At 71.2% G+C, this 19817-nt stretch carries 21 protein-coding genes; 12 read left to right on the plus strand and 9 right to left on the minus strand.

All coding sequences use genetic code 11. From position 1 onward, the window contains the following. Window positions 1–52 precede the first annotated feature (52 nt). Window positions 53–1261 carry a sensor histidine kinase gene (locus tag ACILSK_RS24850; RefSeq protein WP_395729874.1) on the plus strand — a complete coding sequence of 403 codons (1209 nt, stop codon included), beginning with the start codon at window positions 53–55 and terminating at the stop codon, window positions 1259–1261. Further along, complete coding sequence (locus tag ACILSK_RS24855; RefSeq protein WP_395729875.1) at window positions 1258–1926, plus strand: response regulator; 669 nt, start codon at window positions 1258–1260, stop codon at window positions 1924–1926. The genes ACILSK_RS24850 and ACILSK_RS24855 overlap by 4 nt, the downstream gene beginning before the upstream one ends. 36 nt (window positions 1927–1962) lie before the next feature. Here ACILSK_RS24855 and ACILSK_RS24860 read toward each other — a convergent pair whose 3' ends face one another. Beyond that, window positions 1963–2745: a phosphotransferase gene (locus ACILSK_RS24860; protein WP_395729876.1), complete on the minus strand. Its 783-nt coding sequence runs from the start codon at window positions 2743–2745 to the stop codon at window positions 1963–1965. Between the two features lie 249 nt (window positions 2746–2994). Between ACILSK_RS24860 and ACILSK_RS24865 the strand changes: the two genes are divergently transcribed. The 3 genes from ACILSK_RS24865 to ACILSK_RS24875 all read left to right on the plus strand — a co-directional run bounded on the left by ACILSK_RS24865 (window position 2995) and on the right by ACILSK_RS24875 (window position 5828). Beyond that, a complete protein-coding gene (locus tag ACILSK_RS24865; RefSeq protein WP_395729877.1) occupies window positions 2995–3936 on the plus strand; it encodes an ATP-binding cassette domain-containing protein in 942 nt (313 codons plus the stop codon). Further along, entirely contained in the window at window positions 3936–4871 is a 936-nt protein-coding gene (locus tag ACILSK_RS24870; protein ID WP_395729878.1) for an ABC transporter permease, read from the plus strand. Before ACILSK_RS24865 ends, ACILSK_RS24870 begins: the two co-directional genes overlap by 1 nt. Before the next feature lie 207 nt (window positions 4872–5078). Further along, window positions 5079–5828 carry a tyrosine-protein phosphatase gene (locus ACILSK_RS24875; protein ID WP_395729879.1) on the plus strand — a complete coding sequence of 250 codons (750 nt, stop codon included), beginning with the start codon at window positions 5079–5081 and terminating at the stop codon, window positions 5826–5828. A gap of 19 nt (window positions 5829–5847) precedes the next feature. Here the strand turns inward: ACILSK_RS24875 and ACILSK_RS24880 are convergent, their stop codons facing one another. Both ACILSK_RS24880 and ACILSK_RS24885 read right to left on the minus strand, forming a co-directional pair. Beyond that, a complete protein-coding gene (locus ACILSK_RS24880; protein ID WP_395729880.1) occupies window positions 5848–6201 on the minus strand; it encodes a VOC family protein in 354 nt (117 codons plus the stop codon). A gap of 73 nt (window positions 6202–6274) precedes the next feature. Continuing rightward, entirely contained in the window at window positions 6275–6487 is a 213-nt protein-coding gene (locus ACILSK_RS24885; RefSeq protein WP_395729881.1) for a dodecin, read from the minus strand. 256 nt (window positions 6488–6743) lie between these two features. Here ACILSK_RS24885 and ACILSK_RS24890 point away from each other — a divergent pair, with 256 nt between their 5' ends. Next, window positions 6744–9161: a RelA/SpoT family protein gene (locus ACILSK_RS24890; protein WP_395729882.1), complete on the plus strand. Its 2418-nt coding sequence runs from the start codon at window positions 6744–6746 to the stop codon at window positions 9159–9161. Here the strand turns inward: ACILSK_RS24890 and ACILSK_RS24895 are convergent. After that, window positions 9131–10672 carry an amino acid permease gene (locus tag ACILSK_RS24895; RefSeq protein ID WP_395729883.1) on the minus strand — a complete coding sequence of 514 codons (1542 nt, stop codon included), beginning with the start codon at window positions 10670–10672 and terminating at the stop codon, window positions 9131–9133. The two genes, ACILSK_RS24890 and ACILSK_RS24895, sit on opposite strands and share 31 nt — an antisense overlap. Window positions 10673–10838: 166 nt before the next feature. Next, the gene (ald, locus tag ACILSK_RS24900) at window positions 10839–11954 is read right to left on the minus strand and encodes an alanine dehydrogenase (RefSeq protein WP_395729884.1); all 1116 of its coding nucleotides are present in this window, start codon (window positions 11952–11954) and stop codon (window positions 10839–10841) included. Between the two features lie 196 nt (window positions 11955–12150). Here ald and ACILSK_RS24905 point away from each other — a divergent pair, with 196 nt between their 5' ends. The 3 genes from ACILSK_RS24905 to ACILSK_RS24915 all read left to right on the plus strand — a co-directional run bounded on the left by ACILSK_RS24905 (window position 12151) and on the right by ACILSK_RS24915 (window position 13935). After that, window positions 12151–12618 carry an Lrp/AsnC family transcriptional regulator gene (locus tag ACILSK_RS24905; protein ID WP_395729885.1) on the plus strand — a complete coding sequence of 156 codons (468 nt, stop codon included), beginning with the start codon at window positions 12151–12153 and terminating at the stop codon, window positions 12616–12618. Window positions 12619–12681: 63 nt separating this feature from the next. Then, window positions 12682–13443 (plus strand): sulfite exporter TauE/SafE family protein, encoded by a 762-nt coding sequence (locus ACILSK_RS24910; RefSeq protein WP_395729886.1) that lies wholly within the window; start codon window positions 12682–12684, stop codon window positions 13441–13443. Window positions 13444–13536: 93 nt separating this feature from the next. Then, window positions 13537–13935 carry a VOC family protein gene (locus ACILSK_RS24915; protein ID WP_395729887.1) on the plus strand — a complete coding sequence of 133 codons (399 nt, stop codon included), beginning with the start codon at window positions 13537–13539 and terminating at the stop codon, window positions 13933–13935. A 6-nt stretch (window positions 13936–13941) separates the two neighbouring features. Here ACILSK_RS24915 and ACILSK_RS24920 read toward each other — a convergent pair whose 3' ends face one another. Together ACILSK_RS24920 and ACILSK_RS24925 are read right to left on the minus strand one after the other, a co-directional pair. Beyond that, the gene (locus ACILSK_RS24920) at window positions 13942–14727 is read right to left on the minus strand and encodes a hypothetical protein (protein ID WP_395729888.1); all 786 of its coding nucleotides are present in this window, start codon (window positions 14725–14727) and stop codon (window positions 13942–13944) included. Between the two features lie 220 nt (window positions 14728–14947). Beyond that, the gene (locus tag ACILSK_RS24925) at window positions 14948–15277 is read right to left on the minus strand and encodes an antibiotic biosynthesis monooxygenase family protein (protein WP_395729889.1); all 330 of its coding nucleotides are present in this window, start codon (window positions 15275–15277) and stop codon (window positions 14948–14950) included. A gap of 112 nt (window positions 15278–15389) precedes the next feature. Here ACILSK_RS24925 and ACILSK_RS24930 point away from each other — a divergent pair, with 112 nt between their 5' ends. Next, on the plus strand, window positions 15390–15893 hold the full coding sequence (locus ACILSK_RS24930; RefSeq protein WP_395729890.1) for a hypothetical protein: 504 nt from the start codon (window positions 15390–15392) through the stop codon (window positions 15891–15893). 52 nt (window positions 15894–15945) lie between these two features. Here the strand turns inward: ACILSK_RS24930 and ACILSK_RS24935 are convergent, their stop codons facing one another. Together ACILSK_RS24935 and ACILSK_RS24940 are read right to left on the minus strand one after the other, a co-directional pair. Next, window positions 15946–17085: a DNA glycosylase AlkZ-like family protein gene (locus tag ACILSK_RS24935; RefSeq protein WP_395729891.1), complete on the minus strand. Its 1140-nt coding sequence runs from the start codon at window positions 17083–17085 to the stop codon at window positions 15946–15948. 23 nt (window positions 17086–17108) lie between these two features. Next, entirely contained in the window at window positions 17109–17945 is an 837-nt protein-coding gene (locus tag ACILSK_RS24940) for a peptidylprolyl isomerase (protein ID WP_395729892.1), read from the minus strand. 184 nt (window positions 17946–18129) lie between these two features. On the opposite strand from ACILSK_RS24940, the gene ACILSK_RS24945 reads away from it, so the two are divergent. Together ACILSK_RS24945 and hisS are read left to right on the plus strand one after the other, a co-directional pair. Next, window positions 18130–18828, plus strand: a complete 699-nt coding sequence (locus ACILSK_RS24945) for an MBL fold metallo-hydrolase (RefSeq protein ID WP_395729893.1) — start codon at window positions 18130–18132, stop codon at window positions 18826–18828. Between the two features lie 8 nt (window positions 18829–18836). After that, on the plus strand, window positions 18837–19817 hold a 981-nt coding region (gene hisS / locus ACILSK_RS24950; RefSeq protein WP_395729894.1), incomplete at its 3' end, for a histidine--tRNA ligase.

The following is a 19817-nucleotide window of genomic DNA, read 5'->3' on the forward strand; positions in this document are numbered from 1 at the left end:
ATACCGCGTCCGCAGTGCGACGGCGGCTTGGCGGCCACCTACAGTCGCTGACGTGACCTGGTGGCGTCGTGCACAGGCGTGGCTGCGCGCCCACCCGACCCCGGCGGATGCGCTGCTGGCGATCCTGGTCATCGGCCCGGCGTTCGGCGGCCGGGTGAACGCGCTGCCCGGCCCGCCGATCGCGCCGACCGTGCCGTCCCAACTGCTGGTGGTCGCGTCGTGCCTGACGCTGATCTTGCGGCGGCGGTGCCCGACGGCGGTGTGGGGGGCCACGCTGACGTTGGGTGTCGCCGTGGTCCTGTTGCAGAACGGCCCGTCGCCGGCGCTGCTGCCGCTGCTGGTGTCGCTGTACACCTTGGCGTCGCGCTGGCCGGTGCCGCGCGCGTTGCTGGCGGCGTTCGGCTCGGCCGGCCTGCTGCTCGTTGCGCAGAGCTTCGCGACCGACGACCGTTGGGACCGGGCGACGACCTACGTGGTGCCGACCTGGTGTGTGCTCTCCGCGGTGGTCGGCATCTCGGTCCGGCAGCAGCGCCGCGCCCTGGCCGAGGCCCGCGAACGGGCCCGGTTCGCCGAGGAGTCCCGGGAGGAGGAGGCGCAGCGCCGGGTCACCGAGGAGCGGCTGCGGATCGCTCGCGAGCTGCACGACGTCGTCGCCCACCAGATCGCGGTGATCAACGTGCAGTCCGGGGTGGCCGAGCACCTGCAGGCGGTCAACCCGGATCGGGCGGGGGAGGCGCTGCGGCACGTACGGGAGGCCAGCGGGCAGGTGCTGGCCGAGATGGGCGCTCTGCTCGGGGTGTTGCGGGACGGTGACGCTGACGACGCGGCCCGGGATCCGGTCCGCGGCCTGGACCAGCTGGACGAGCTGGTCGCGTCGGTGCGGCGTACCGGCCTGCAGGTCGTCGTCCGTCAGGAGGGCACCCGGGCGGCGCTCGCGCCGCTCGTCGACGTCACCGCCTACCGGATCGTGGAGGAGGCGTTGACGAACGCCCACAAGCACGGGGCCGGCGCGGCCCACCTCCTGCTCGCGTTCGGGGCTCCGGGGCTGGTCATCGAGGTCACCAACCCGGTCGAGCCCGGGCGGGAACCGGCGCCCGGCTCGGGCCGCGGGCTGGCCGGCATGTACGAGCGGGTCGCCGCGATCGGTGGCACCCTGCGGGCCGGACCGTCAGGCCGCGGCCAGTTCTCGGTCCGGGTCGAGCTGCCCGCGCCGGCGGGTTCGACCGTGCCGCAACCCGCTCCGGCGCCGGTGATCTCGTGACGATCCGGGTGTTGCTGGCCGACGACCAGGCGCTGATCCGGGGCGGGTTCGCCGCGCTGATCGACAGCGCCGACGACCTGGCGGTGGCCGGTGAGGCGATCGACGGCGCGGACGCGGTCCGGCAGGCCCGGGCCCTGCGGCCGGACGTGGTCCTGATGGACGTGCGGATGCCGGGCGTGGACGGCCTGACCGCCTGCGCGCAGATCACCGGCGACCCCGCGCTGGCCGCGGTGAAAGTGCTGGTGCTCACCACCTTCGAGCAGGACGACTACATCCTGACCGCGCTGCAGGCCGGGGCGAGCGGGTTCCTGGGCAAGGGTGCGTCGCCGGCCCAGTTGCTCGACGCCATCCGGGTAGTCGCCCGGGGCGAGTCGTTGCTGTCGCCGCGGGCGACCCGGGTGGTGATCGAGCGGGCGCTGGCGGCACCGGCCGCCGGTCCGGCGGACGGCTCCGGCCCGGATCTGTCGGTGCTGACCGACCGCGAACGGCAGATCGTCGCCCTGGTCGCCCGGGGCCTGTCCAACGACGAGATCGCCGCCCGGCTCTTCCTCTCGCCGCTCACCGCCAAGACGCACGTCAACCGGGCGATGGCCAAGCTCGGCGCCCGGGACCGGGCACAGCTGGTCGTGCTGGCCTACCGGGCCGGCCTGGTCCGCCCGCAGTGAGGTGCCCGTCCCGTCCGGAGGTGATCGCCACGGCGGTCAGTCGACGCTGAGGTCCCAGAGCAACCGGTAGTACGCGGTCCGGTCCGGGTCGGGGTCGATCTCGTACCCGGCCAGCACGTGCTGCTGCTGGCCCGGGCCGAAGTTCCATTCCATGCTCCAGGTGGCCACGGCCAGGTCGGCCCACCGGTCGGCGATCCCGAGCCGTCCGAGGTCGACCAGCCCCGAGGGAGCACCGTCGTCCGACAGCAACGTGTTGGGCACGCACGGATCACCGTGGCACACCACGAGCCGGTCGATGGGCGGCGGCTGCCGGACCAGTTCGACCGCCCGAGTGGCGGTGAGGTGCCGCAGATCCTCGTGCCAACGACGGGGATCCTGCCGCCCGGCACCCGGCACGAACTTGAGCCGGGCCGGCACCGTCCAGTCGAATGGGCACTCACCGGCCGGCAGACGGTCGTGCAGGCGCCGCAGGGCGCGGCCGATCGCGTGACCGGCGACGTCCGGCCGGTCGCGCCAATGCGGGTCGACCGCGCTGCGCCCGGGCAGGGCCGCGGTGATCAGCCAGCTCCCGTCCGCGTCTTCGCCCCAGCTCACGACCCGGGGTACGGCCAGCTCCGGCGCGACCTGATGGAGCCAGTCGAGCCGGTCCCGCTCGGCCGTCAGATCGGGCCCGTGCGGGGGACTGACCTTGACGAAACGCGCCGCGACCGGATCGTGAAAGGTCAGCCCGCCGAGCTCGTTGCGCCAGACCTGGGTGACGGCCCGCCCGTCGACCAGATCGCGGACCCGGGCGGGCACCGGCTCGGTCGGGGTGACCATGACGCAATGGTGGCACGCGCACCTGACCCACCCCCCCAGCGGTGATCATGGCGAACTCTGCTCGACACACCGACGACACGCCGGTCCGGTGGCAGAGATCGCCATGATCAACATGGGATGGGGGCGGGGAAGCCGCTGGCACGGAATGGGGCGGGGCGGGCATTGGTCTGGGCCTGCTGCGTCCGCGGTACATCGGGAGCCTGCGTCCGGACGATGCGGCTGCGGATACCGACGCGGACGCTGGAGTTCATGATCGAAGTGCGCGAGTTGACCAAGAAGTACGGCTCGGGGGAGAAGGCGGTGACCGCCGTCGACCACGTGACGTTCACCGTCCGGCCTGGGATCGTCACCGGGTTCCTGGGGCCCAACGGCGCCGGCAAGTCCACCACGATGCGGTCCATCCTGGGCCTGGATCGGCCGACGTCCGGCACGGCCACCGTCAATGGGCGCGAGTTCCGCGATGCCCCGGCGCCGCTGTCCGAGCTGGGCGCCCTGCTGGAGGCGAAGGCGGTCGACAAGGGGCGCTCCGCCCGCAGCCATCTGCTCGCGCTCGCGGCCACCATCGGCGTCGGCGCCCGGCGGGTGGATGAGGTGCTCGAACTGGTCGGGCTCACCGAGGTGGCCCGCAAACGGGCCGGCGGGTTCTCCCTCGGCATGGGGCAGCGGCTGGGCATCGCCGCCGCGCTGCTGGGCGACCCGCAGACCGTCATGCTCGACGAACCGGTCAACGGGCTCGATCCCGACGGCATCCTGTGGATCCGCAACCTGCTCAAGGAGCTCGCCACGCAGGGCCGGACGGTCTTCGTCTCGTCCCACCTGATGAGCGAGATGCAGTTGACCGCCGAGCATCTCATCGTGATCGGGCAGGGTCGGATCATCGCCGACCTGCCGATGACGGAATTCATCCGGCAGTCGTCGCAGCATCGGGTGCGGGTGGCCTCGCCGGACGCGGCCCGGTTGCGTGACCTGCTGGCCGGGCCGGACGTGGCGATCACCTCCGACGACCCGCAGCGGCTGGAGATCGAAGGCGCTTCCGCCAAGGACGTCGGCATCCTCGCCGCCGCGCACGGGGTGGTGCTGTACGAGCTGGTCGATGTCGTCCCCTCGCTGGAAGAGGCGTTCATGGAACTGACCCGCGACACCGTCGCCTATCACGGCTCGGTCGGCCGGCCCGAAACGAGGGCCGCCTGATGGTCGCCACCACCGACAGCAGCGCCACCGACAACACCATCACCGACAACACCATCACCGACAACACCATCACCGACGGCACCGGCGCCGGCCCCGACAACACCGGCACCGCTTCCACCGGCCGGGTCGCGACGACCCCGGTGCACCGGACCACCGGCCTGCGGGTGCTGCGGTCGGAGTGGATCAAGACCCGGTCGCTGCGATCGACGTGGATCACCATCGCCGCCGTCGGGCTGGTCATCGTCGGCTTCGGCGTGCTCGCCGCGATGGCGGCCGGCGGTGAGATCAACGGTCCGAACGGTGGTGGACCGCGCTTCGCGGGCCGGGGCGGGCCGCTGACCACCGTGTTGGCCGGGGCCAACGTGGCCGTCCTGCTGATCGCCGTGTTCGGCTCGGTGGTGGGCGCCCGGGAGTTCGCCTCCGGCATGATCCGGACGACGTTCGCCGCGGTCCCACGCCGGCTGCCCGTGCTGTGGGGCAAGCTGCTCACCTTCGTCGCCGTCGTGCTGCCGGTGGTGTTGGCCGGCCTGATCGCCGTGTTCTTCGCCGGAATGGCGGTGCTCGACCGGGCCGGGGCCGCGACGCTGAGCTGGTCCGACGACGGCGTCACCCGCGCGCTGTTCGGGCAGGCCTACTACATCCTCGGATTGGGACTCATCGGGTTGGCGCTGGGCGTCCTGCTGCGGGGCACCGCCGCGGCCATCGGCACCACCATCGGCGCGGTGCTGTTCCTGCCGGCCCTGGCCACCGCGCTGCTCCCGTCGGACTGGAGCGCGGTACTCAAGTACCTGCCGTCCAACGCCGGCAACGCGTTCACCGCGCTGACCACCAGCGGCGACGTGCTGACTGCCTGGCAGGGGTTCGCGGTGTTCACCGGCTGGGTGGTGCTGGCCGTCGTCGGCGCGGCGGTCGCGCTGGTGCGAAGGGACGCCTGAGGTCGGTCGAGCGGTCGACCCCGCCGGGAGACCGCCCCGGGGGGACAGCCCCGGGAAACCGCCCCGGGGAGACCGCCACGGGGAGACCGCTCGACCCGCGGACGTCATCGGCGCGACGGTCGTCGTTCACCCCGCGGTGGCCGGCTCGGGCATCATCGTCAATGGTCCCATCAGCCACCCGGTGCGCCACCGAGAGGACGACGAACTGTGATCCCGACCCACGCCGACGTGCTGTCCGGCACGTGGAACTTCCGCGACATCGGTGGCCTGCCGACCCCGAACGGCCCGGTCCGGCGTGGCCTGGTGTACCGGGCCGCGGTGCTCTCCGGGCTCGATCCCGCCGGCCAGGAGGCCCTGGTCAACCTGGGGGTCACCGATGTGTTCGACCTGCGGGGCGAGCTGGAGATCCAGCGCGAGGGCGCGGACCGGGTGCCGGCCTCGGTGACCGTCACGGTGGCCCCGTTCCACCCGGAGGACGGCACCATGCCGGTGCATGCGGCCGCCGCCGACCACCAGGACCCCAGCACGCCGCTGGCCCGGACGCTGCGCTACTACGCGGCGATCCCGGTGTTCGAGCCCGCCCAGCGCTCGGTGGCCACGATCATGCGGGCCGTCGCCGACACCGAAGGCGGTGTTCTCGTGCACTGCGCCGCCGGCAAGGACCGCACCGGCTGGACCATCGCCACGCTGCTGACCATCCTGGGCGCCGACCGGGCCACGATCCTGCAGGACTACCTGCTCAGCAACGCCGCGATGGGCAGCCTGCGCGACTGGCTGGCCGCCAAGTACGGCGACCGGTTCGACGGCGACAGCGCGCTGCTGGGCGTCGATCAGCGGTACCTGGAGACCGGCTGGGACTCGGTCGACCGCAACTTCGGCTCGTTCGACGGATACCTGGCGGCGATCGGGGTGGGCCCGGACACCCAGGACGCGATCCGGGCCCGGCTGCTCGACTGACCGCCGGCCGGCCCCGCGCTCAGTGCGCGCCGGTGTCGGCGATGCAGAACTCGTTGCCCTGCGGATCGGCCAGCGTTGTCCACCAGAACCCGCCGCCGTCCCGATCCGCGATCTTGGTGGCGCCGGCGGCCACCAACCGATCTACCTCGGCGGGCCGGTCGGCCGACACCAGGTCCAGGTGCAGCCGGTTCTTGCCGGGCGCGGTGGCCTCGACCATCTGGAACGCCATCATGATCCCGTTCGGCACCTGGACCATGTAGTAGAAGCCGTCGTTGTCGGCCACGATCGAGCCGCCTAGCTGATCGGCCCACCAGGCCGCGAGCGGGCCCGGATCGGTGGAGTCGGTGGTCACCATGGCAAGGGTCATCGTCATGCCCGACACGGTAGCGAGGCGGTCCGACAGTGCCGGGCCGCCCGCTGCGGTCCTGGCCGACCGGCGACGAATTTCAGTCGGCGTCCATCCGGAAGCCGACCTTCATGCCGACCTGGTAGTGCGCCACCCGGCCCTCGTCGATGTGCCCACGGACCTCGGTCACCTCGAACCAGTTGAGTCCGCGCAGGGTGGTCGAGGCCCGGGCGATGCCGCTCTCGATGGCGTCCTCGATCCCGTTGGTCGACGTTCCGACGATCTCCGTGACGCCGTACACGTTCGAGCTCACAATTGCCTCCTCATCGAGCGACACATCCCGAGCGGGACGGCCGAAGTGCGATGGTAGGACGCCGGCCGGTGCGCCGGGGCGGAAGGTTCGCCGGGTCGGCGGCGTTATGCTCATTGACCAGATCGTCAGACCCTCGCCGTCGCCCAGGGGGTGTGTCCCGAATGACCGTGTTGACGCTTGTACAGCGCCGCGACTTCGTCGACCCCCCGTCCGGGACCGCTTCCGTTCGCCGGCGGCACCCGCGGACGGTGCGCCCATGACGGACGTGGAGAAGCGGGAGACCCGCCCGGCGGGCGACGACGGTGGTCCGCCGGCCGGCCGGCCGCCGGTGGTGCCGCGCCCCCCGGTCGGCACGACCGTGCTCGCATCCGCGTCGGTGGGACCGACCGACCCGCCGGACGCCGAGCCGGAGGTGCCCGCCCCGTCGGCGACCAGGCGGGTGCGCGCCCGGATCGCCCGCCGGATGAGCGGGCAGCGGGTGGCCGCGTCGCCGACCCGAACGGTGCTGGAGCCGCTGTTCGGGGTGCACCGGAGCCTGCATCCGAAGGCGGACCTCAAGGAGCTGCAACGCGCCTACGAGGTCGCCGAGCAGGCCCATACCGGGCAGTTCCGCCGCTCCGGCGACCCGTACATCACCCATCCGCTGGCCGTCGCCACCATCCTGGCCGACCTCGGCATGGACACCACCACGCTCGTCGCCGCCCTGCTGCACGACACGGTGGAGGACACCGAGTACACCCTGGAGAACGTCACCGCCGACTTCGGCGAGGAGGTCGCGCGGCTCGTCGACGGCGTCACCAAGCTGGACAAGGTCAAGTTCGGCGACGCCACCGAGGCCGAGACCATCCGCAAGATGATCATCGCCATGGCCCAGGACCCGCGGGTGCTGGTGATCAAGCTGGCCGACCGGCTGCACAACATGCGCACGATGCGGTTCCTGCCGCCGGACAAGCAGGCCCGCAAGGCCCGGGAGACCCTGGAGGTGCTGGCCCCGCTGGCCCACCGGCTGGGCATGGCGACCGTGAAGTGGGAGCTGGAGGACCTGGCGTTCTCCATCCTGCATTCCAAGCGGTACGACGAGATCGTCCGGCTGGTCGCCGATCGCGCGCCGTCCCGGGACATTTACCTGGCCGCGGTGACCCAACAGCTCGAGGCCGAACTGTCGGATGCGAAGATCCCCGGCCAGGTCGTCGGGCGCGGCAAGCACTACTACTCGATCTACCAGAAGATGAAGGCCCGCGGCCGGGAGTTCGACGAGATCCACGACCTGGTCGCGGTTCGCATCCTGGTCGGCAGCGTGCGCGAGTGCTACGCCGCGATGGGCGTCGTGCACGCGCTCTGGGCGCCGATGCCCGGCCGGTTCAAGGACTACATCGCCCAGCCCCGGTACGGCGTCTACCAGTCGCTGCACACCACCGTCATCGGCCCGGAGGGCAAGCCGCTGGAGGTGCAGATCCGCACCTTCGACATGCACCACACCGCCGAGTACGGCATCGCCGCGCACTGGCGGTACAAGGAGACGCGCGGCACCCACACCGGGGCCAGCGCGGCGGTGGACGAGATGGCCTGGATGCGGCAGCTGCTGGACTGGCAGCGGGAGACCGGCGACGCCGGCGAGTTCCTGGACAACCTGCGCTACGAGATGGCGCACAGCGAGATCTTCGTGTTCACCCCGAAGGGCGACATCCACACGCTGCCGGCCGGTTCCACGCCGGTCGACTTCGCCTACTCGGTGCACACGGAGGTCGGCCACCGATGTATCGGCGCCAAGGTGGACGGCCGGCTGGTCCCGCTGGAACGTCGGCTGTCCAACGGGCAGTTCGTGGAGATCTTCACCTCCAAGGCACCCAACCAGGGTCCGAGCCGCGACTGGCTGTCGTTCGTCGCCTCGTCCCGGGCCAAGAGCAAGATCCGGCAGTACTTCGCCAAGTCCCGCCGGGAGGAGGCCGTCGAACTCGGCAAGGAGGCCATCGCCAAGGCCGCCCGCCGCGCCGGCCTCCCGATCCAGCGGCTGGTCACCCACGACGCGCTGGCTGTCGTCGGGCACGAACTCGGCTATAAGGACATCACCAGCGTCTACGCCGCGGTCGGCGAGAACCACGTCGCCGCATCGACTTTGGTGGCCAAGGTGGTCTCCTACGTCGGCGGCGAGGAGGACGCCGTCGACGAGGTCACCGACCGCTCGGTGCCGTCGGTCACCCGGCGCCGGCACCGGGCCACCGGCGACGGCGGGGTGCTGGTCAAGGGCCTCTCCGACATCCAGGTCAAGCTGGCCCGGTGCTGCACCCCGGTGCCGGGTGACGAGATCCTCGGCTTCATCACCAAGGGCGGCGCGGTGTCGGTGCACCGGGTGGACTGCACCAACGCGTCGTCGCTGCAGAAGGAACAGGCCCGGCTGGTCGAGGTCAGCTGGGACCCCTCGTCCGCGACGGTCTTCCTGGTGACCATCCAGGTCGAGGCCCTGGACCGGGCGCGGCTACTGTCCGACATCACCAAGACGCTGGCGGATCTCAAGGTCAACATCCTGTCGGCCAACCTGTCCATGTCCAAGGACGGCATGGCCATTTCCCGGTTCTCCTTCGAGATGGCCGACCCGACCCACCTGGGCCACCTGGTGCACGCGGTGCGCAACGTCGAGGGTGTCTACGACGTGTACCGGGTGACCAGCGCCTGATCCGGGTGGTTGGAGCGCTCGGCGGCGATCCGGGTGATCTCCTTGCGCCAGACGAACCAGCCGACGACCAGCATTGGAACGATGATCACGATGGAGCCGACGGTGTAGGTGCCGACCGGATAGTCCAGGGCGATCAGCACCAGGACGCCGACCAGGAAGGCCAGGACCAGGTACCCGGTGTAGGGCGCGCCGAACATCCGGAACGACGGGCGTTGCAGCAGGCCCTTTTTGGCCCAGCTGAACAGCCGGAGCTGGCAGGCGACGATGGTCGCCCAGCCGGTCAGAATGCCCAGGCAGGACAGGTTGAGCACGATCTCGAACGCATCGCCAGGGACCAGGGCGTTGAGCCCGACACCCAGCAGAGCGACCACCGCGGTCAGCGCGATGCCGCCCCACGGCACGCCCGCCTTGTTCATCCGGCCGGTGAACTTCGGCGCCGAGCCGGCCTTGGCCATGGAGTGCAGGATCCGGCCGGTCGAGTACAGGCCGGCGTTCAGTGAGGACAGGGCGGCGGTCAGCACGACCAGGTTCATGATGGCGTCGACGCCGGTCCAGCCGATGGATCCGAAGAACGTCACGAAGGGGCTGACGCCGGCCTGGTAGGCGGTGTAGGGGAGCAGCAACACCAGCAGCAGCAGCGATCCCACGTAGAACACCGCGATCCGGGCGACGACCGAGTTGATCGCCCGGGGCATCACCTTGGCCGGGTTCTCGGTCTCGCCGGCGGTGGTGCCGACCAGTTCGATACCGGCGTAGGCGAACACCACACCCTGGATGATGAGCACCGCCGGCAGCAGGCCGTTCGGCAGCCAGCCGCCGTTGTCGGAGATCAGGCTGAAGCCGACGGTCTGCCCGTCGATCGGGGTGCCGAACAGCACGAAATACAGCCCGATGCCGAGGAAGGCGACCAGTGCGGCCACCTTGATCAGTGCGAACCAGAACTCGAGCTCGCCGAACACCTTGACGGACACCAGGTTCAGCGCCAGGACCACGACCAGCGCGCCGAGCGCGAACGCCCACTGGGGCACCGAGGCCAGAGCGGCCCAGTACTTCTTGAAGAAGTTCATGTAGAGCGCCACGCCGGTCACGTCGACCACGGCGATGGTGGCCCAGCTCAGCCAATACAGCCAGCCGACGGTGAAAGCGGCCTTCTCGCCGAAGAATTCGCGGGCGTAGGAGACGAACGACCCGGACGAGGGCCGGTGCAGGATGAGCTCGCCCAGGGCGCGCAGGATCAGGAAGCCCATGAACCCGGCGACGGCATAGACGACGACCAGGGCCGGCCCGGCGGTGGCCAGCCGGCCGCCCGCACCGAGGAACAGCCCGGTGCCGATGGCGCCGCCGATGGCGATCATCTGGATCTGCCGTGGTTTGAGCGCCTTGTGGAAGCCCTGTTCCTCGGGCTGGAACAGTTCGGTCAGGTGAGTTTCGGTCTCCTGCGGGGTCGGCTGGTGGTAGCGGGCGTCATGATCGGAGTCCGGCGCGTCGGCGGGCCGGGGTGGAACGGTCATGGAGTCTCTTTCCGGGGTCGTCGAATCCCCGGCACGTTCACCGGAGATGGCGGCAGGGCGGTGCCGGTGCGCAGGCACCGGCGCCGGCGATGGGGCGTCGATGAACGAGAAGTGGTGGGGCCGCGGCCGCCCGGTCGGCGGCCGCGGCCCGTCGGTCAATTCAGGGTCAGACCAGTACCGAGTCCAGCGGGGTGGTGGCGATGTTCAGGGCATGGCCGACCGGTGCGTTGACCAGCTTTCCGGCGTAGGTGTTCAGACCCAGGGCCAGGCTGCGGCTGTCCTGGCTGGCCTTGCGCCATCCCTTGTCGGCCAGCGCCACGGTGTAGGGCAGGGTGGCGTTGGTGAGGGCGTAGGTGGACGTGTTGGGCACGGCGCCGGGCATGTTGGCGACGCAGTAGAAGACCGAGTCGTGAACCTGGTAGGTCGGGTCGTCGTGGGTGGTCGGGCGGGTGTCGGCGAAGCAGCCGCCCTGGTCGACGGCAATGTCGACCAGCACCGAGCCGGGCTTCATCTGGGCGACCAGGTCGTTGGACACCAGCTTGGGCGCCTTCGCGCCGGGGATCAGCACGGCGCCGATGACCAGGTCCGCCTCACTGACCTGCTGTTGGATGGCCAGCTGGGACGAGGCCAGGCCGTTGATCCGATTGTTGTAGCGCCAGAACGACATCCGGAGCTTGTCCAGGTCGGTGTCCAGCAGGGTGACGTTGGCCCCCATGCCCAGGGCGATGTTGGCCGCGTTCTGGCCGGCGACGCCGGCCCCGATGATGACCACCTTGGCGTTGGCCACGCCGCCGACGCCGCCCATCAGGACTCCGCGACCGCCGCGCGCCTTCATCAGCGAGTACGCACCGACCTGCGGGGCGAGGCAGCCGGCGACCTCGGACATCGGGTACAGCAGGGGCAGCGCGCCGGAGGGCAGTTGCACGGTCTCGTAGGCGATCCCGGTGACCTTGTTGGCCAGCAGCGTCCGGGTGAGCGGCTCGTCGGCGGCCAGGTGCAGGTACGTGAAGAGCGTCAGGTCCTCGCGCAGCCGGTGGTACTCCTCGGCGACCGGCTCCTTGACCTTGAGCACCATGTCGGCCGAACCCCAGGTGTCGTCGGCGGACGGCACGATCGTCGCCCCCGCGGCGACGAACTCCGCGTCGGCGATCGACGATCCCTCGCCCGCACCCTTCTGCACCAGCACCTGATGCCCGTGGGCGGTCAGCTCGTGCACGCCGACGGGGGTGATGGCCACCCGGTACTCGTGGTTCTTGACCTCGGCCGGAACACCGATCTTCATGGATTTCTCCTCGACGCTGGGGGGTTCGCGATTGTTCGCGCTGAGGAGAACGTTAGCGGCATATATTCGGATGCCGATAGATGTGCTGTGGAATAGTTTGTCATGGAGCCGATTTATCGACTATTATTCGGCGTCAGTAGGCGGTTGACGGCCGGTGGTCGTCGATCGTTCGGATCCGCACCCGGAAGGACTCTCCATGACCGATATCGACGCCGTCGACGCGCGCATCCTGCAACTGCTGGCTGTGGACGGGCGGATGCCGAACAGCGCGCTCGCGGCCCGGGTCGGGATCGCCCCGTCGACCTGCCTGGGCCGGGTGCGGACGCTGCGGGAACGGGGCATCCTGCGCGGCTTCGCCGCCGACATCGACCCGGCCGCGCTGGGTTATCCCATCCAGGCGATGATCTCGATCCGCATGCAGCCGCACGCTCGCGACCAGCTGACCGCGTTCATGGACCGCCTGATGGAACTGCCGGCCGTGCTGAACGCCTTCCTGCTCGGCGGTACCGCGGATTTCGTCCTCCACGTGGCCGCGGCATCGGTGGAACGCCTGCGCGAACTGGTCATCGACGAGCTGAACACCGATCCCGCGGTGGCGGCGAGTGAGACGAACCTGATCTTCCAGTACCGGCGGGCCAAGCGGATCCCGATCTCCGCCAGCTGACGCTCGAACCGGAGCGGGCCGCGGCCGGTCGAGGGCGCGGACGAGGTCTGACAGGATCGGCCGGTGTCCATTGCCGAGTTCCTGCTGCTGGTCGCGGCGGGCATCGCGGGCGGGCTGTTCGGCACGATCGCCGGCCTGGCCTCGCTGGCCACCTACCCGGCGCTGCTGGCGGTGGGGCTCGCGCCGGTCAGTGCCAACGTGACGAACACCGTTGCCCTCGTCTTCACCGGCATCGGTTCGGTACTCAGTTCCCGGCCGGAGCTGACGGGGCAGGGGCCGCGGATCCGCCGGCTGGCCCCGATGGCGGTGCTGGGCGGGATCGTCGGCGCCGTCCTGCTGCTGTCCACCCCGGCGGAGGGGTTCGAGAAGATCGTCCCCTGGCTCATCGGGTTGGCATCGCTGACGATCCTGATTCCCCGCCGGCCGGTGCCCGACGACCACGTGGTGCCCGCGCCCAGTACCCGGCTGCGCGTCGCGGAGGCCGTGGGGATGGCCCTGATCTGCGTTTACGGTGGGTACTTCGGCGCGGCGGCGGGGGTGCTGTTGCTGGCCATGCTGCTGCACACCACCCATGACGCGCTGCCCCGGGCGAACGCGTTGAAGAACGGATTACTGGGCTTCGCGAACGGCGTCGCGGCGCTGATCTTCGCGTTCCTGGCGCCGGTCGACTGGTCGGCGGTGCTTCCGCTGAGCATCGGCTGCCTGGTTGGCGCCTGGTTGGGACCCAAGGTGGTCCGATGGGCGCCGGTGACGATCCTGCGCTGGCTGATCGGGCTGGCCGGCCTGGCTCTGGCGATCCGGCTGGGGATACAGGCCTACGGCTGAGCCGGCCGGCCGCGAATTCGGCCTGGAGCATTGTCGTCGGACCCGCTGCGTACTGTTCGAGACAAGTCCAACCCAGCAGCGCAAGGAGCGAGGATGAGCGGGAAGGTGTCGCACTTCGAGGTGCCGTTCGACGACGGCGACCGGGCCCGGACGTTCTACCGGGAGGCGTTCGGCTGGCAGATCGACGAGGTGCCCGGGCTGGACTACACGCTGGCGTCCACCGGTCCGACCTCCGACATGGGCATGCCGGCCGAGCCCGGGTACATCAATGGCGGGCTGTTTGCCCGGTCGGTGCAGCCGCCGACGGCTCCGACGTTCGTCATCGAGGTCGCCAGCATCGACGAGGCGCTGGCCCGGGTCGAGCGCCTGGGTGGGTCCACGGTCGTGGCCAAGGAGCCGGTCGGCCAGATGGGCTACTCGGCCTACTTCCGCGACAGCGAGGGCAATGTGCTCGGCCTGTGGGAGAACCTGCCCGCGCCCGGCAACGACTGACGCACTTCAGTCGCGCGGGCCGTCCAACCCGAGCGAGAGCCGCCGGTCCCGGGCCAGCGGGTGCTCCAGCATGCGGTCGAGCAGCACGCTCCAGCGGTGGGCCCGGGTGTCCAGGTCGTGCCGATCGCCCGGCGCGAGCGAGCCCACGGCGATCGGGACGTGCACCGGGACGGTGGCGAGCAGGCCGGCCGACTGCTCCTCGGTCGTGCCGTCCAGTTGTTCGGCCAGCATCCGGACGTAGCCGAGCCGGTTGCCGGCCTCCAGCACCTGGGACTCGATCTCGAACGCCGACCGGTCGGTGGTCGCCGTGACGATCACCGCACCCCCGACCCGGCGGACGACGTCCAGGGCCGCGGCATCGGACGGCACACTGCTGCCGGGTGCCGGGACCAGCAGCGGCACGAGCAGGTAATCGTCGCAGTCCTGCACCAGCCGCGCGAACTCGTCCGCCGCCGGGCTGACCTCGCCTCCGGCCGGGACCGGGCTGGCCGTGACGTACCGGGCACCCAGCCGGGACGCCAGGTCGAGCACCGTGCGGTACGAGTCGTCATTGGGTCGGCCGCCCAGCTCGATCCGGCCCACGTCGAGCACCGAGATCCGGTTGGCCAGCAGGTGTTCGACCACCGCGGCCAGCTCGGCGGACCCGGCCCCCTTGTGCCACCAGACGTCGGCCCCGGCGGTATGGCTCACCCGCAGGCCGATCGAGTCGAAACCCACCCGCTGGGCGATGTCGACCAGCGTGTGCGGCGCGACGCCGGGGGCGGTGGACTCCTGCAGCGCGATCCTGTTCACGGTGTGACAGTCTGCCGGACCGCGTGGCGCCTGGACGGCCGGTCCGGCCGACGCCGGCGCCGCGGACGCGTCGGGCGTTCCCGCGGGAACGTCCCAGTCGGCGCGGGAACGTCCGACGTGACCCAGCGGCGCGTGGCCCGCTCAAGATGACCGGCCGTGTGCCACTCGCTCCGCCGGCCTCGGTTCAGGCCGGCCCCGGATCGGGCGGGTTCGGGCGGGGTCAGGCCGGCGCGGACAGGTCGGCCACCTGGTACGACCAGACCTCGCTGGACACCGCCACCGGGGCGGGGGCCGGGCCGCCGGAGCGTTCGGCGGCGGAGCGGTGGCCGTGCCCGAACGCGGGGGAGTTCAGCCAGGCCTGGAACGACTCCTCGTCCCGCCACCGGGTGACGACCAGCCAGGTGGTCCGTTCGTCGGTCGGCTGCAGCAGCTCGAAGCCCTCGAAGCCGTCCTGGCCGTCCACCGCGCCGGCCCGTTTTGCGAACCGCTTGGCCAGCTCGTCGCCGCTGTCCGCGGGCACGGTGATGGCGTTGATCTTGATGACAGTCATGGGACCCATCGTGCCAAGCCGGTCGGGCCGGCGGGCGGCCGGAGTCGGACCTCCGTGCGAACGTGATGTTCGTCGCGGCCCGCCGGGGGCCGGCGTGAAGGGACGGCGGCACATGGGGACGGACGCGGGGGAACGGGTCACGGTGCAGGGGCGGGTGCACCGGACCGGCGGGCAGGTCATGCTGACGCCGATACTGTCGATCGGGATCGACGACTACTCCGGTCGGCGGATCACCGTCCGAGGCGCGCTCGCGGCGGACGACGGGAGCCACGTCTCCGTCGACGGAACCCTGGTCGGGGACGAGCTGACGATGAGCGGCTGGGCGCCCGACCCCGGGCCCGATGCCCTGGTCCGGTACTTGCGCACCGTGCCGGGAGTGAGTCGTGATCGGTTGCCCGACAGCGACGAGATCCTGCCTGAGGCCGGCATCATCGGAGTCGGCGCTGGTCTCGGCTGCGACGGGGGCTGGTGGTCGACGATTCACGTCGCCCGGCTGACCGCGCAGATCGCGGCGAGGGTCGCGGCCCAGCTGCCCGGGTCGGTGTACGTGCACGGATTCGTGCGGAATGCGGGCCTGCCGGCGCTCATCACGCCGGACCAACCGGTCACGCCCTGAACGCCGCGCACGGCCGCACCGCACTTTGCCGCACCCGTCGGGCCGCGGCGGATCACTCCACCGTCAGCACCGTCTCCGGCGCCCCACGCAGCGCCCCGACCAGCTGCGCCTCGTCGGCGAGCAACGTCCGCTCCCGCGCGCTGAACCGGTGCCACGGGGTGACGGTGACGGTCAGCCGGCGCCCGGCCAGCCGGGCCCGCCACACGCCGGCGACGCCGGCGGCCGCGAGGACCGCGCCGGGCTGCCCGACCACCGGCCACAGCGTCTTCTGACGGTCCCGGTCGGTGGTCAGCACGGCCCGGTCCCGGGGCTGCAGGAACGGGTCGGATCCGGGCAACAGCCGCACCGGCCGGGCCGCAGCGTCCACGTCGGCGCCGGCCAGTTCATCCAGCATGCCGGCCCGGGCGGTCGACCGGACGCCGCCGACCAGCACCGGGACCACATCGTCGGGCAGCGCCGGCTCGAGGCACCCGGCGGACGTGCCCAGGTGCGCGGCGACCTCCGCGGTAGTGGCGACGCCGTGGGCTCGGTAGCACGCGGCGACCAGCCGGTCGATGCCGGCGGCCGGCCCGGCCTCGGTCACCGCGCCGTCCAGCGGCGCCAGCACGACCGGCTTGGTGTCCGGGATCAGGCCGACCCCGGCGGGCAACGCGGCCAGCCGGAACAGCAGCTCACGGACATGGGTGCTGCGGCACACCGCGCAGTGGCCCGAGTACTTGCGGGGCAGCAGCCTGGTCACCGCAGCGCTGGCCTCGCCCTTGACCATGGGCGCGGTCACCGCCAGCCGCATCGCCTTGACCGCGGCCCGGTAGGCGTTCAACGGCTGGGCGCCGTTGGCGGCCAGCCGCGCCGTGTCCGCGGACAGCCTCGCCGCCGCGTCCGTCTCGTCGACCGGCCACAACGCCCGGGCCAGGGCCGGCAGGTCGGCGCGCCGGTGCAGGTGCGGCGCCCCGCGCAGCGACCAGACCTGCGCCATCCAGTCGGGCTCGCCGGGATCGGGGGCGGCGGGGACCAATTCCGGGTCAGTCAGCCGGGCCGCCAGGGCCAACCGTGACGACCCGTCCCGGTCCTGCAGGCCCAGCTCCCAGACCGGCAGCGCTTCCGGCAAGGATGCCGACCGATCCAACCCGGAGGCCAGGATCCGGTGGGCGCGCACCTGCTCGGCGCTCAGCACCGCCGCGATCGCGCCCACCGGGTCGACTCGCTCGGATCGGCTCAGCCCGCTCCGCCGGTGGTCGGCTCGGCGGTGGGTGCCCCGGTGTCGACCGAGCCGGTGTCCACGGATCCGGTGTCCACGGATCCGGTGTCGACCGAACCGGCGCCGGGGGCCTCGGACGGCGTGCTGGTCTGGTAGGTGCCGGTGCCGTCGAGCGATCCGTCCGGCACGTTGACCGAGTTGATCGTCGCCGCGGCCACCGGCACGCCGTCCTGCCGGTTGTTCTGCACGCCCTGCGATGCGATGTCCTGGACCACCGACATCCCGTCCCCCGTCACGGTCCCGATGATCGTGTATGACGGATCGATCGTCGTGGTGCCGTAGACGATGAAGAACTGCGAACCGGTCGTGTTCGGACCGGCATTGGCCAGCGCCACGGTGCCGACCGGATAGGCCTCCGAGCCGGTGGTCTCGCTGGCGAAGGTGTACCCGGGGCCGCCGTTGCCCTGCCCCGTGGGGTCGCCGCACTGCAGGATGTTCAGCTGGTCACTCTTGGTCAGCCGGTGGCAGTTGGAGTCGTTGTAGAAGCCCTGCGAGGCCAGGGACAGGAACGAGTTCACCCCGCACGGCGCGGTGGCCCGGTTCAGCGTCATCGGCACGTCCTTGCCGTTCAGCACCACGGTGACGTCGACGGTGCCGGTGTTCAGCGGCGACGTGTTCGACGGCGGCGACACCTCCTTGGCGGCGCTACCGGACGTGGTGTACGTGCAGGGTGTGGCCGGTGCGGAAGACGAGGTCTCCGCGGTGCTGGTCGCGGTCTCGGCCGCCTCGCGTCGGGCGAGTTGCCGCTCGAGCTTGCGCTTGGCCGCATCGCGACGCTGCTGATTGGTGGGCACGCCCTGGTCCTCCCGCAGTCACCTCGGATGGCCGGCAAATGAGTGCACCACCCGGTCCGGCAGTCTAGGTGAGCCGCCGCGCCCACCATGGTGGAACCGGTGTGAACGCGCTGTGGGCGAGGTCAAGATGGTCCATGTGATCGGGGCCGGAAACCCATTCGACACGCGTCAGTAGGGTGGTCGGGTGTTGATCGCGGGATTCCCGGCCGGTTCGTTCCAGGCCAATTGCTACGTGCTGGCCGTCCAAGACGGTGCCGACTGCATCGTCGTCGACCCCGGCGAAGGCGCCGTCGTCGGGCTGCGGCAGCTGTTCGCCGAGCACCGGCTGACCCCGGTCGCGGCGCTGGTGACGCACGGCCACCTCGATCACACCGCCGGCATCGGCGAGCTGTGCCGGGAGTACGACATCCCCGCCTACATCCACCCGGGTGACCAATACATGCTCGACGACCCGCGGGCGGCCCTGTCTCCGGAGCTGAACGCCGCCCTGGACGGGATTCCGATGGACGGGGTCCGGCCGCCCAGGGTGCTTCCGTTGTCCGACGGGCTGCAGCCCGGCCTGGCCGGGTTGCCGCTCACCGTCGACCACGTGCCCGGTCACACCCCCGGGTCCGTCGTGTACCGCCTGGACCGGGACGGTGACCGCCCGGAAATCGTGCTGACCGGCGACACCCTGTTCGCCGGTTCGATCGGCCGGACGGACCTGACCGGCGGCAACCTCGCCCAGGAGCTGACGTCGATCCGCGACCGGATCCTGACCCGGCCCGACGACACCGTGGTGCTGGCCGGCCACGGGCCGACCAGCACCGTCGGCGAGCAGAAACGAACGAACCCGTTCCTGACCGAGAACGCCCTGGCCCGTGCGCTGGCCGGGGAGGACTGAGACTTCACATGCCTGACTTCGTCGCGCCGAAGGGCGTGCCCGACTACTACCCGCCCGTTTCCCGGACCTTCGACGCGGTCAAGCGGACGTTGCTGACGGCGGCCGACCGGGCCGGCTACGGGCCGATCGAACTGCCCGTGTTCGAGGACACCGGCCTGTTCGCCCGTGGGGTGGGCGAGTCCACCGACGTGGTGTCCAAGGAGATGTACACGTTCGCCGACCGCGGCGGCCGGTCGGTGACCCTGCGCCCGGAGGGCACCGCCGGCGTCATGCGAGCGGTCATCGAGCACAGCCTGGACCGGGGCCCGCTGCCGATCAAGCTGGTCTACGCCGGCCCGTTCTTCCGCTACGAGCGGCCGCAGGCCGGCCGGTACCGGCAGTTGCAGCAGGTCGGCATCGAGGCGATCGGCAGCGATGACCCGGCGCTGGACGCCGAGGTGATCGCGATCGCCGACGAGGGCTTCCGGGACGTCGGGTTGTCCCGGTTCCGGCTCGATCTCACCTCGCTCGGCGACGCCACCTGCCGACCGGTCTACCGCGAGCTGCTCGTCGAGTTCCTGGCCGGGTTGGACCTGGACGAGGCGACCCGGGAACGGGCCCGGATCAACCCCCTGCGCGTCCTGGACGACAAGCGGCCGGCCATGCAGGAGCTCATGGCCGGTGCGCCACTGATGGTGGATCACCTGTGCGACGCCTGCCGCGAGCACTTCGAGCAGGTCCGGGCCGTGCTGGACGCGCTGTCCGTGCCGTACGAGCTGAACCCGCGGATGGTGCGCGGGCTGGACTACTACACCCGCACGACCTTCGAGTTCGTGCACCCCCTGCTGGGGGCGCAGTCGGGGATGGGCGGCGGTGGCCGGTACGACGGGCTGATGGCCGAGCTGGGCGGACAGTCGTTGTCCGGCATCGGGTTCGGTATCGGCGTCGACCGGACGCTGCTCGCCGCGCAGGCCGAGGGAGTCGTGGTCGGCAACCCGGCCCGGTGCGAG

Origin of the sequence: Nakamurella sp., from assembly GCF_044224575.1 — a bacterium.
Classification (GTDB): Bacteria; Actinomycetota; Actinomycetes; order Mycobacteriales; family Nakamurellaceae; genus Nakamurella.